General features: G+C 67.4%; 9 protein-coding genes and 1 tRNA gene. 7 read left to right on the top strand and 3 right to left on the bottom strand.

The features are described from left to right. Nucleotides 1-65: 65 nt before the first annotated feature. The 7 genes from pepN (at nt 66) to WS46_RS13385 (ending at nt 7,941) form a co-directional block, all read left to right on the top strand. Nucleotides 66-2,759, top strand: coding sequence for an aminopeptidase N (pepN, locus tag WS46_RS13415; RefSeq protein ID WP_059690808.1), 2,694 nt, complete (start codon nt 66-68; stop codon nt 2,757-2,759). Between the two features lie 288 nt (nt 2,760-3,047). After that, entirely contained in the window at nt 3,048-4,067 is a 1,020-nt protein-coding gene (locus WS46_RS13410) for a class 1 fructose-bisphosphatase (protein WP_059530086.1), read from the top strand. A 208-nt stretch (nt 4,068-4,275) separates the two neighbouring features. Next, nucleotides 4,276-4,351 (top strand) — tRNA-Thr (locus WS46_RS13405). Nucleotides 4,352-4,529: 178 nt separating this feature from the next. Continuing rightward, a complete protein-coding gene (locus tag WS46_RS13400) occupies nt 4,530-5,339 on the top strand; it encodes a LuxR C-terminal-related transcriptional regulator (RefSeq protein WP_059690807.1) in 810 nt (269 codons plus the stop codon). Between the two features lie 178 nt (nt 5,340-5,517). Beyond that, entirely contained in the window at nt 5,518-7,263 is a 1,746-nt protein-coding gene (locus tag WS46_RS13395; RefSeq protein WP_059690806.1) for an FAD-dependent oxidoreductase, read from the top strand. Then, nucleotides 7,260-7,472: a hypothetical protein gene (locus WS46_RS13390; RefSeq protein WP_059530094.1), complete on the top strand. Its 213-nt coding sequence runs from the start codon at nt 7,260-7,262 to the stop codon at nt 7,470-7,472. Before WS46_RS13395 ends, WS46_RS13390 begins: the two co-directional genes overlap by 4 nt. Before the next feature lie 214 nt (nt 7,473-7,686). Further along, nucleotides 7,687-7,941, top strand: coding sequence for a GlsB/YeaQ/YmgE family stress response membrane protein (locus WS46_RS13385; protein ID WP_059530096.1), 255 nt, complete (start codon nt 7,687-7,689; stop codon nt 7,939-7,941). 88 nt (nt 7,942-8,029) lie between these two features. On the opposite strand, the gene WS46_RS13380 is transcribed toward WS46_RS13385, so the two are convergent. Genes WS46_RS13380 through WS46_RS13370 form a run of 3 tightly spaced genes read right to left on the bottom strand, consistent with a single transcriptional unit; the run spans nt 8,030 to nt 12,104 of the window. Further along, nucleotides 8,030-8,512, bottom strand: coding sequence for a TlpA disulfide reductase family protein (locus tag WS46_RS13380; RefSeq protein WP_059690805.1), 483 nt, complete (start codon nt 8,510-8,512; stop codon nt 8,030-8,032). Further along, nucleotides 8,509-9,768, bottom strand: coding sequence for a sialidase family protein (locus WS46_RS13375; protein ID WP_059690803.1), 1,260 nt, complete (start codon nt 9,766-9,768; stop codon nt 8,509-8,511). The genes WS46_RS13380 and WS46_RS13375 overlap by 4 nt, the downstream gene beginning before the upstream one ends. Next, nucleotides 9,756-12,104: a TonB-dependent receptor gene (locus WS46_RS13370; protein ID WP_059690801.1), complete on the bottom strand. Its 2,349-nt coding sequence runs from the start codon at nt 12,102-12,104 to the stop codon at nt 9,756-9,758. The genes WS46_RS13375 and WS46_RS13370 overlap by 13 nt, the downstream gene beginning before the upstream one ends. Between the last annotated feature and the right edge of the window lie 74 nt (nt 12,105-12,178).

Here is a 12,178-nt window from a genome sequence, read left to right as displayed (position 1 = left end):
ACAATGGCCCGGTTCGCCCGGCCCGCGCCGCGGGCCCGATCCCCATTCCACCGATCTCGACGACCATGTCCGACAACGCCTCCTCCACCGTGATCCGCCGCGCCGACTATACGCCGCCGGCCTTCCTCATCGATTCCGTCGCGCTCGAATTCGATCTCGCGCCGGCCCGCACGATCGTCAGGAATACGATGCGCGTGCGCCGCAATCCGGACGCGGCGCCGACGCCGCACCTGGAGCTGCTGGGCGAAGCGCTCGAATTCCTCGGTGCACACCTCGACGGCGCGCCCTATGGCGCGGTGCGCGTGCACGAACACGGGCTGACCGTCGAAAACGTGCCCGACGCGTTCGAGCTCACGCTCGACAGCGCGTGCGCGCCGGACCAGAACACGACGCTGTCCGGCCTGTACGTGTCGAGCGGCAACTTCTTCACGCAGTGCGAGGCCGAGGGCTTTCGCCGCATCACCTACTTCCTCGACCGCCCCGACGTGATGGCGTCGTATACCGTCACGCTGCGCGCCGACAAGACCGCGTATCCGGTGCTGCTGTCGAACGGCAACCTCGTCGACTCGGGCGAGCTGCCCGACGGCCGCCACTTCGCGAAATGGGAAGACCCGTTCCGCAAGCCGAGCTATCTGTTCGCGCTGGTCGCGGGCAAGCTCGTCGCGATCGAGGAGAAGATCACGTCCGGCTCCGGCAAGGAAAAGCTGCTGCAGGTCTGGGTCGAACCGGCCGACCTCGACAAGACCCGTCACGCGATGGATTCGCTGATTCACTCGATCCGCTGGGACGAGAAGCGCTTCGGCCTCGAGCTCGATCTCGACCGCTTCATGATCGTCGCCGTGGGCGACTTCAACATGGGCGCGATGGAGAACAAGGGGCTCAACATCTTCAACACGAAGTACGTGCTGGCGAACCCCGAGACCGCGACCGACACCGACTTCGCGAACATCGAATCGGTGGTCGGCCACGAGTACTTCCACAACTGGACCGGCAACCGCGTGACCTGCCGCGACTGGTTCCAGCTGAGCCTGAAGGAAGGCCTGACGGTGTTCCGCGACCAGGAATTCTCGGCCGACATGGCGGCGGGCGACGACGTCGACTCCGCGGCCCGCGCGGTCAAGCGCATCGAGGACGTGCGCGTGCTGCGCCAGCTGCAGTTCGCCGAGGATGCGGGCCCGATGGCGCATCCGGTGCGTCCGGAAAGCTACGTCGAGATCAACAACTTCTACACGATGACCGTCTACGAGAAAGGCTCGGAAGTCGTGCGGATGTACCAGACGCTGTTCGGCCGCGACGGCTTCCGCAAGGGGATGGACCTGTACTTCAAGCGCCACGACGGTCACGCCGTGACGTGCGACGACTTCCGTCACGCGATGGCCGACGCAAACGGACGCGATCTCGCGCAATTCGAACGCTGGTACAGCCAGGCCGGCACGCCGCGCGTGTCGGTGCGCACCGCGTACGACGCAGCCGCGCGCCGCTACACGGTCACGCTCGCGCAAGGCTACGGCGATGCGTCGCCGGCCGCGCGCGAGACGCAGCAGGGGCCGCTGCTGATTCCGTTCGCGATCGGCCTGATCGGCCGCGACGGCCGCGACCTGCCGTTGCGTCTCGACGGCGAAGCGGCCGCGTCGGGCACGACGCGCGTGCTCGACTTCACCGACACCGAACAGACCTTCACGTTCGTCGACGTGCCGGAGCAGCCGCTGCCGTCGCTGCTGCGCAATTTCTCGGCACCGGTGATCGTCGAGTATGACTACAGCGACGACGACCTCGCCTTCCTGCTCGCCCACGACAGCGACCCGTTCAACCGCTGGGAAGCCGGCCAGCGCCTCGCGACGCGCGCGCTGCTGACGCTCGCCGCGCGCGCCGCCGCGAACGAGCCGCTCACGCTCGGCGAGAACTTCGTCGCCGCGTTCCGCCGCGTGCTGACCGATGAAAACCTGTCGCCCGCGTTCCGCGAACTCGCGTTGACGCTGCCGTCGGAAACCTATCTGGCCGACCAGATGGCGGAAGCCGATCCGGCCGCCGTGCATCGCGCGCGCCAGTTCGTGCGCCGCCAGCTCGCGACCGCGCTGCGCGCCGAGTGGCTCGCCGCGTACGAGCAGCATCAGACGCCGGGCGCGTACGAGCCGACGCCCGACGCATCCGGCCGCCGTGCGCTGAAGAACCTCGCGCTCGCGTATCTCGCCGAACTCGAGGATCCGGCCGACGCCGTGCGCATCGCGACCGAGCAGTACGACGCGGCGAACAACATGACCGATCGTGCCGCCGCGCTCGGCGCGCTGCTGTCCGCCGCGGCATCGGGCGCGAACGACGCGGCCGCACACGCGCTCGACGACTTCTACCGTCGCTTCGAGAAGGAAGCGCTCGTGATCGACAAGTGGTTCGCGATGCAGGCCGCGCAGCGCGGCACGTCCACGCAGCCGACGCTCGCGAAGGTCCGCAAGCTGATGGCCCACCCCGCGTTCAATCTGAAGAACCCGAACCGCGCACGCTCGCTGATCTTCAGTTTCTGCGCGGCGAACCCGGCGCAATTCCACGCGGCGGACGGCTCGGGCTACGCGTTCTGGGCCGAACAGGTGCTCGCGCTCGACGCGATCAACCCGCAGGTCGCCGCGCGCCTCGCCCGCTCGCTCGAACTGTGGCGCCGCTTCACGCCGGCGCTGCGCGACCGGATGCGCGAGGCGCTCGAGCAGGTCGCCGCCGGCGCGAAATCGCGCGACGTGCGCGAGATCGTCGAGAAGGCCCTCGCGTAACGTCACGCACGCGATTCGCGTCGCGTGCCCGTGCGACGAAGCCGGCGCCGCCCCGTTGCGGCGCCGGCTTTTTTGTCGTCTGAAGGTTGGCGGGGTCGGAGCGGGACCACGCGTTCAGGCGCCCGGTTTTCCTGCCGCTTTCGCGCCGAACTGCCGCGCCACGCACGCCGGCACCCGGCCGGGACGGCCGACCGACCATGTAACCGGACGAAAAAAGGCGGCGGCTCGGGAGGCGCGCCGGGTAAAATTGCGGCAATTCAAGGATTCTTTGGCCTTTCGGAGTCTGTCATGTCCATTGCCCGCCGCACCACGCTGTCCAAGTTCCTGATCGAGCAGCAGCGTGAGACCAACAACCTCCCCGCCGACCTCCGCCTGCTGATCGAAGTCGTCGCCCGCGCGTGCAAGGCGATCAGCTACAACGTGTCGAAGGGCGCGCTCGGCGATGCACTCGGTACCGCCGGCAGCGAGAACGTCCAGGGCGAAGTGCAGAAGAAACTCGACATCCTGTCGAACGAAATCCTGCTCGACGCGAACGAATGGGGCGGCAACCTCGCCGCGATGGCGTCGGAAGAAATGGAAACGTTCTTCCCGATCCCCGCGAACTACCCGCGCGGCGAATACCTGCTCGTGTTCGACCCGCTCGACGGCTCGTCGAACATCGACGTGAACGTGTCGATCGGCACGATCTTCTCGGTGCTGCGCTGCCCGGACGGCAAGCAGGCGACCGAGGAATCGTTCCTGCAGCCGGGCACGGAGCAGGTCGCGGCCGGCTACGCGGTGTATGGCCCGCAATCCGTGTTCGTGCTGACGACCGGCAACGGCGTGAACTGCTTCACGCTCGACCGCGAAGTCGGCTCGTGGGTGCTCACGCAAAGCAACATGCAGATCCCGGCCGATACGCGCGAATACGCGATCAACGCATCGAACGCACGCCACTGGTATGAGCCGGTCCAGCGCTACGTCAGCGAACTGAACGCCGGCAAGGAAGGCCCGCGCGGCGACAACTTCAACATGCGCTGGATCGCGTCGATGGTGGCCGACGTGCACCGGATCCTGAACCGCGGCGGCATCTTCATGTACCCGGCCGACAAGCGCACGCCCGATCGTCCGGGCAAGCTGCGCCTGATGTATGAAGCGAACCCGATGTCGTTCATCGTCGAACAGGCCGGCGGCGCCGCGACGACGGGCACGCAGCGCATCATGGAAGTGCAGCCGACCGGCCTGCACCAGCGCGTGCCGGTGTTCCTTGGCTCGAAGAATGAAGTCGAGCGCGTGACCAGCTATCACAACGAAGGCGAAGGCAAATAAATTTGCACTGCAGCACTAGACGGAGGTGCGAGACGCCAGTACAATCGCGCCTTCGCGATGTGGCCCTGACAGGCTGCATCGCAGTGAAGTGAAAGCGGGAAGTCCGCCGGATCGATGGTTTCGCGAAGCAGCCGCAGCAAGCTGAAAAAATTTCGCAAAACCTATTGCCAAGATCTCGGATTTCACCATATAATTTCATTTCTCTGCTGCCGGTGTAGCTCAGTTGGTAGAGCAGCGCATTCGTAATGCGAAGGTCGTAGGTTCGACTCCTATCTCCGGCACCAAGATATAAAGGCCTGATAAGCATCGCTTATCAGGCCTTTTCTCTTTTCCGGCGACGATTTCCGATACACGAAGTCCTGCGCCACCCTCCCCGTCATTTCCGCTTGCGGGCATCTCCCGACTCCCGCGCCGCGCGCCGCCGATTACAATCGCCGGACCACCCGGCCCTTCCCCCGCATCATGCGCATCTGGCGCCTCGAACGACCCAACCTCGGCGGACAACTGGACGTGTCCCGCGCGACCGGTCTCGTCACCGCGATCGGCGGCAGCGAGCCGAATGCGTTCGCCGCGGAAATCCTGAAGCTGTTCGACGATGCGCTGTCCGTCACGCAGTGCACGATCTTCGCGTACGAGTTCGGCAGCCGGCCACGCACGGTGTCGGTCGCCGATCATCGCGGCGGCCGCTACCTGCGTGACGTCGCCGACACCTACGTGCGACATTTCTATGCGCTCGACGGCAACCAGAAGATCGTCTCGGCCGCGGGTCGCGACACCCACCGCCGCGACGTGTTGCTGCATCAGCAGGCCGGCGACGAGATCTGCCACGACGCATATCGGGCAGCCTGCTATCGCGGCCCCGACGTGTCCGATCGCCTCGCGTTGCTGATGCAGCCGAACGACTCGACCTGGCTGTCGATCAACCTGTATCGCGCGCATCGCAGCGGCGCGTTCCAGCCGCGCGAGATCGCGGCCATCGAAACACTCGCACCGCTGATCGCGCAGGCCGCGCAGCATCACTACGCGCTCGCCGGCGCGGCGCAGATCGGCATCCCGCAACTGATGCTCGCGCGGCTGCGCGGCGCATGCCCGGCACTGTCCAAGCGCGAACTCGACGTGCTGCGCGGCGTGCTCGAAGGCCAGACCGCGCAGGAGATCGGTGAAACGATCGGCGTGAAGGCCTCCAGCGTCGTCACCTATCAGAAGCGCGCGTACCGGCGCCTCGGCATCTCGAGCCAGCGCCAGCTTTTTGCGCTGTGCCTGCAACCCTGAACCGCGCTCGCCGATCCTGAACGCGTCGGGGGTAAATCCCGGCCCGCCCCCGGCCGAACGCTGTACCCGGAATGGGGACAGCGGTGTTCGGTATGGCTTTCATACTGCATCCAGCCTCTGCCGCACGCATCGCATGGTCGAGCGTGCGCATTCCAACAGTACAACCTGGAAGCCAACGATGGGTATCGAATTCAAGCCATATCCGTTCGTCGCCGCGCGCCATCCCGCGCACCTGCCGACCTGCAGCGACGGTGTCGACATGCAGCGGCACAGCGTCGCGATCGTCGGCGGCGGGCCGGTCGGCCTCGCCGTCGCGCTCGGCCTCGCCAATCACGGCATCCGCAGCGTGCTGCTCGAAGCCGACGATTCGGTCTGTCACGGCAGCCGCGCGATCTGCATCTCGCGACGCAGCCTCGAGATCATCGAGCGGCTCGGCGCACTCGATGATTTCCTTCGCGTCGGACTGCCGTGGAGCGGCGGACGCAGCTTCTATCGTCACGACGAAGTGCTGCGTTTCACGATGCCGCAGGACGAAAACCAGAAGCTGCCGCCGATGGTGAACCTCGCGCAGTATCACATCGAGCAGTTCCTGCTCGACGCCGCACTGCGCCGCCCCGAATTCATCGAAATCCGCTGGCAGACGAAGGTCGCCGGCGTCACGCAGCGCCCGGACGGCGTGCGTCTCGACGTCGATACGCCGCTCGGCGGCTACGCGCTCGATGCCGACTGGGTCGTCGCGAGCGACGGCGGGCGCAGCACGATGCGCGATGCGCTCGGCCTGTCGCTGCGCGGCACCAGCTACGAAGGCCGCTACGTGATCGTCGACATCGCGCTCGACAGCGATCGGCCGACCGAGCGGCTCGCCTACTTCGACCCGGCGTCGAATCCGGGCTCGACGGTGCTCGTCCACAGGCAGCCCGACAACGTGTGGCGGATCGACTATCAGCTGCGTGACGATGAGGATCCCGAAGCGGCCGTCAAACCCGAGAACGTGATCCCGCGCGTGCGGAGCCTGCTCGACATGATGGGCGAGCGCGGCGACTGGTCGCCGATCTGGATCACGATCTACAAGGCGAACGCGCTGACGCTCGAACGCTACCGGCACGGCCGCGTGCTGTTCTGTGGCGACGCCGCGCACCTCGTGCCGATCTTCGGCGTGCGCGGCGCGAACTCGGGCATCGACGACGCCGACAATGTCGCGTGGAAACTGGCGTACGTGATTCGCGGCCTCGCGTCGGACGCGCTGCTCGACAGCTATTCGGACGAGCGCGTGTTCGCGACGCACGAGAACCTGCGCTACGGCACCAAGAGCACCGAGTTCATGGCGCCGCCGTCGTTCGCATTCGACCTGATGCGCAAGGCCGTGCTGACGCTCGCGGCCCGGCATCCGGCGTTGCGTTCACTGATCAATCCGCGTCAGACATCGGCCATCGCTTACACGACGTCGCCGCTCAATGCGGACGAACGCGATGCGTTCTCGGCTGGGCCGCCGCCCGGCACGGTACTCGCCGAATGTCCGCTGATGCTGCAGGCGTCGAGCGACATCGGCAACGACAACGGCGCACGTCGCGGTCACCTGACCGATCTCGTCGGCGCGTGCTTCACCGCGTTCCGCTTCACACGCGACGGTGCGTCCGATCCGTCGTTCGCCGATCTCGAACGACGCCTGCACGACGCCGGCATACCGTTCGCGCTGGTGACGCTCGCGCGGCACGCGGCACCGCAACATCCGCGATGCGGCGGCTACGATGCCGACGGCCGGCTGTTCGACCTGTACGGCGCGCGCGACGGCACCGTCTATCTCGTGCGTCCGGACGGACATGTGCTCGGCCGCTGGCACGATGCGCGCGTCACCGACCTGAGCGCCGCACTCGAGCGCGTGCTGCACCCGCACACGTCATCCGATCCTCAGGAGAACGCATGATGACCGACACCGAACGCGACATCCTTTACACCGACCTGTGCCGCACGATGACTCGCATCGGCGAAACCGATGCATCGCTCTTTCTCGCGCGCTTCGCACTGCTCGCGATCGAGGCGATCGGCGACGCGGCGACCGTCACCCGCCTGATTGCCGACGCCGGTGACGGCCTGCCCGACACCGACGCATCGACGCCGACGCACGGACGATGACACATGGCGCCCCTTTCCTTACAGATTCATTGCGTAGACAGACGAATCCCCTGGAAAAACCCGTTAAGGGTGCATAACATTACTTAACGATTCCGACCCGTCTATCGCGTTACATTGCGTGGGCGGCGCGGCGGGTCGCATGCCGCCTTCATGCAGCTTGCGGCGAAACAGCCGACGTCCGGTCATTTCGACTCAACACAAGGAGAGGATCACCATGACTCATGGCTTGATTATGTGGCTCATCATCGGCGCGATCGCCGGCTGGCTGGCGGGCCTGCTCGTCAAGGGCGGCGGGTTCGGCCTGATCGTCGACATCATCGTCGGTATCGTCGGCGCGGTGATCGGCGGCTGGCTGGCGGGGGTGCTCGGCATCAGCCTCGGCAGCGGCTTCATCGGTTCGGTGATCGTCGCGGTCATCGGCGCCGTGATCCTGCTGTTCGTGATCCGGCTGTTCAGGCGCGCGGCCTGACGATCTTCTCGCGCGCCTTCGGGCGCGCTTTCGTTTCGTATCTGCATCGAAGCGGCGCGCGGCACCGCCCGCGCGCCACCTTCCGCTTTCACCGGCGCTTGCCGCCTTGCAACCAGCCGTCGAGCACGTCGGTCGTCAGCAATCCGCTGCGCGCCTCGCGTGCGCCATCGCGTCCGATCCACACGGTACGCGGCATTTCTCCCCGCCATCCCGCATCGAGTGCCGCACGCAGGCGCTCGGGCATCGGCTCCGCATTCGCATACTGCGCGACCTGCGGCGGCAGGTTCATTTGCGCGAGCGCCTGTGCGATCGCCGCACCGTTGTCGTCGTACGCGTCCATCGAAACCATCGCGAGCCGCACGTCCGGATGCCGGCGCTGCCACGCGACCAGATGCGCGGCGTTCTCGCGGCAGTAGCCGCAATCGAGCGACCAGATCTCGACCGCGAGCGGCCGTTCGGGCGCCGTCGCGTACAACTTCGCGACCTCGGCCGCGCGCAGCGGCTGCAGTTCACCGGCCCATGCGGGCAGGCTCGCAAGCACGGCGCCGATCGACACCATCAGCCGTTTCATCGCGCTCCCTCCACGGAAATGAGCCGATAGCCGTCGTGGCGCGTGCGCCACGACAGGTAGATGCGTCCTGCATCGTCGAGCAGTTGCGGGTTGTCGCTCGCGCCCGACGTCGACGCGATCACGCGCGGCGCCGACCAGTGCTCGCCGCGATCGTCCGAGCGGCGCAGCTTGATCTGCATCGTGTCGCCGTCGAACGCCTTCCATGCGAGCCAGACGACATCGCCGCGCGCGACGAGCGCCGCATGCGATGCCTGCTCGGCCGGTACCGACGAATTCGCGCCGAACGCCCAGGGCGTGCCGAGCGGCCGGCCATCGGCGCCGATGCGCGAGTAGAACACGTCGGCGCGACCGTCGACGACGCCGAACCACGCAATGTGGCGCGTGCCGTCCGGCGTGATCGCGAGCGCCGGCCCGTGCTCGGGGCACGCCTCGACGTGCCAGTTCGAAAACGTGGCGCGCACCGGCACGACGGGCTCCGACGCCGACACGGGCAGCACCGCGAGCGCATGGTCGCGGATCTGCCCCGGGAACACGTTGCGCCACACCGCTTCGATATGTCCGGCCGGATCGATCGCCATCGCGATGCGACAGCATTCGCATGTGTGATCGGTGACCTTGCGCTCGGGCTCGAACGACGCGCCGCCGTCGCGCGACACGGCGTAGTACACGGCCGCGCCGTCGTACGTCTGCCCCGCCGCCTTCGCCGCGAAGAGATCGCGCTTGTCGATCCACGCGATCGCGATGTTGCCGGCCGGATCGACCGCCATCATGTCGAAGCGATGCGTGATCGCCTGCCGGTCGCGATGCACGGTGACGGGCACGCTCCAGGTCGCGCCGCCGTCGAGCGAACGCGAGAAGCGCACCATGCCCGTGTACGGCGCATCGAGCGGCATCGACCACGACACGTACACCGCGCTGCCGTCCGGGCTCGTCGCGATCTTCGGGCGATTTTCCGCACTCGTGTAGATCGGCTCGGGCATCGCGTTGACGGTCGTGGGTGCGGACAGCGTGCGGCCCGCGTCGTCCGAGCGCGCGACGACGACGTGCGCGCCTTCGACCCATGCGACCCACAGCCGGTGCCGCGCGTCGAATGCGGCGCCGGTCGCGAGCGGCTGCTTCTGCTGCGCCGGCGCGGCCTGCATGCTCATGTGCGCCGCGTGCGGATCAACGGTATTCGGCGCGTCGTGCGCGCGTGCGGGCGACAGCGCCGCGAGCCAAAGCGCGCAGCCTGCCGCGAACGATTTCACAGCGACCATTTCAGTTCTCCGAAGAAAGTGCGGCCCGGATACGGGTGGAACACGTAATAGCGGCGGTCGGTCAGGTTGTCGATGCCGAGCGACGCGGTCCAGTGACGGTCGAACCGGTAGCGCGCCTTCAGGTCGACGACCGTGAAGATGCTCGTGCCGCCGTACACGTCCGGATTCACATCGCCGTTGTCGAGCGTATTGAACTGGCGGCCCGAGTAGCGGACGCCGACGCTCGCGAGCCAGTGCTCGTCGAAGCGGTACGACGCGAGCAGGTTCGCGCGCATGCGCGGGATGCGCGGAAAGCGCGAACCGACGTAAGCCGGATTCGCGGCGTCGGCCAGAATCTGCGCATTGCTCGCCGACACGTTCGCGTCGATGTCGAGACCGCGCAGCCCGACGTTCTGACCGCTGAATGCAAGTTCGACGCCACGTACGCGCACCCGATCGACGTTCGAGATGTTGGTGACGGTCGATGCGCCCGACACCGTCGTCTGGCTGTAGATCGAATCGCGCAGGTCGCTCTGGAACACGCTCGCGCGCACGACGCCGACACCCACGTCGCGCTCGGCCGTGAAGTCCCAGTCGATCGCCTTTTCCGGGCGCAGGTTCGGGTTGTTGTTGACGATCGCGTTGTTCGAGATCGTGCCCTGGAACAGTTCGCCGACCGTCGGAAAGCGCGTGCCGGTCGCGAACGACAGCCGGAAGCGCCAGACGTCCGTCGCGTCCCATTGCAGCGCGACTTTCGGCGACAGCGCATTCGCGCCGCGGTCCGCATAGCCGAGCATGCCGTTGGCGTTGCCGAGCGCGCCGCCGTATGCATCCCAGCGCTCGTAGCGCAGGCCGAGGGTCGCGAGCCAGCCGGGCGCGAAACGCCACGCGTCCTGCGCGAACAGCGCCTGCGTGCGCGTGTCGCCCCGGTAGACGCTCGCGAGCGACGTAGTCGGCCCGGCCAGCCAGTCGGCCGTGTTGTACGTGACGTTGCGCAGGAAATAGTTGTCGTAGTGATAGCCGAACGTGAATGCGTGGCCCTTCACTTCCGGCGCCTCGGCCTTCAGGTCAAACGTGCGCCAGCCCGTGCCGTCGCCCTGGAACAGCGTGCCCGCCCCGCCCTGCACGGTCGACGCCGCGCGCAGCACGTCGCGCGACACGTCGTATGCCGACACCACGCCCGACAGCCGCCAGCCCGAATCGAGCCGGCCGTTCAGGCCGAGCGCGTACAGCCAGTTCTCCTGGTCGCCGCGCTGCGGCGCGAACGCGCTCGGCGCGACGGTCATGTTCCGGCCGCCGATCGACACGTTGCCACCGTAGACGGGATTGCCCGCCGCATCGCGCAGGAAGGTTTCGCCGTGCTGCCGGTAATGGTTTTCCCAGTGCCCGAGCGTCAGCGTCGCGTCGACGCGGTCCGTGAACGCGTAGCCCATCCGCACCGTCCCGTTGAGCTGCTCGGTCCGCTCGATGGTCTGCGCGCCGACGATCGTGCGCGGCTTGCCGTTCGGCCCGATGTCGGTGGCCGCCCCCGTCACCGGCACCGCGGCGCCGAGCTTCGGGTTGTAGGCCGAATTGGGGCTCGCATACTGCATCGGCTGGCCGTTGTTCTCCAGCCGGTCGAGCGACAGCGAAAACCAGAACCTGCCGATGCGGTTCGCGATCCGCGCGGTCTGGTGATTGCCGCCGAAGCTGTCCGCGAAGCCGTAGCCGTCGTGATAGCGCTGCGTGAAGAACTGCGTCGACAGCGACGCCTCGAGTGCGTCGGGGCGCCGCGTCGTCAGCAGCACGGTCGAGCCGATCGCGTTGCCCGGATACAGCGCGGAAAAGGGACCATACAGCACGTCGACGCGCGCGATATCGTCGGGCGCGATCAGCGACCAGCGCGGCGGATACGCATAGCTCGAACCGAGCAGGTTCGACAGCAGCAGGCCGTCGGCGTAGACGAGCCCGCGCGCGCTCTGCAGCTCGTTGAAGTCGCGGCCGGCGAACACGCTGTTGCGGTCGCCGATGTAGCGCTTGCGAACCATCAGGTTGGGGGCGTACTTCAGCGCGTCCTCGGTGGTGACGTTGGTGTGCGCGTCGATCTGCTCGCGCGTGATCGACTCGACGACGGCCGGCGTATCGGGATCGACGGGCTGCCGCCGGGCGGTGATGCTGACGGCGGTCAGCGTGTCGCCCGTCGGCGCGGGCGCATCAACCGGTGCGGCATGGCCGGCCAGGTCGCCCGGACCGCCGGGCGCCGGGTCGGCGGATACGCCATCGATCGTGGCCGCCTGCGCGGCAGGCCAGGCAAAAACGGCCGCGCAGGCGAGCGCGAGCCGGCCGCGCGACGGCCGCGCGGCGAAGGTGAACGACATGGATGAATTCCTGAAAACGTGACCGGACACCGCCGGGCGCGAGCCGACGCGCCGCGCGCACACGGCGCGGCGCG

Origin of the sequence: Burkholderia sp. RF4-BP95 (assembly GCF_001521985.1) — a bacterium.
Taxonomy (GTDB): Bacteria; Pseudomonadota; Gammaproteobacteria; order Burkholderiales; family Burkholderiaceae; genus Burkholderia; species Burkholderia diffusa.
Note: the sequence above shows the minus strand (reverse complement) of the source record. Positions and strands in the feature narration are given on the sequence as shown.

What these genes read in the sequence shown, in the direction of transcription:
- WS46_RS13380 (WP_059690805.1), bottom strand. Translation starts at nt 8,512, where the DNA reads ATGAAACGGCTGATGGTGTCGATCGGCGCCGTGCTTGCGAGCCTGCCC.
- pepN (WP_059690808.1), top strand. Translation starts at nt 66, where the DNA reads ATGTCCGACAACGCCTCCTCCACCGTGATCCGCCGCGCCGACTATACG.
- WS46_RS13410 (WP_059530086.1), top strand. Translation starts at nt 3,048, where the DNA reads ATGTCCATTGCCCGCCGCACCACGCTGTCCAAGTTCCTGATCGAGCAG.
- WS46_RS13390 (WP_059530094.1), top strand. Translation starts at nt 7,260, where the DNA reads ATGATGACCGACACCGAACGCGACATCCTTTACACCGACCTGTGCCGC.
- WS46_RS13375 (WP_059690803.1), bottom strand. Translation starts at nt 9,768, where the DNA reads ATGGTCGCTGTGAAATCGTTCGCGGCAGGCTGCGCGCTTTGGCTCGCG.
- WS46_RS13370 (WP_059690801.1), bottom strand. Translation starts at nt 12,104, where the DNA reads ATGTCGTTCACCTTCGCCGCGCGGCCGTCGCGCGGCCGGCTCGCGCTC.
- WS46_RS13395 (WP_059690806.1), top strand. Translation starts at nt 5,518, where the DNA reads ATGGGTATCGAATTCAAGCCATATCCGTTCGTCGCCGCGCGCCATCCC.
- WS46_RS13400 (WP_059690807.1), top strand. Translation starts at nt 4,530, where the DNA reads ATGCGCATCTGGCGCCTCGAACGACCCAACCTCGGCGGACAACTGGAC.
- WS46_RS13385 (WP_059530096.1), top strand. Translation starts at nt 7,687, where the DNA reads ATGACTCATGGCTTGATTATGTGGCTCATCATCGGCGCGATCGCCGGC.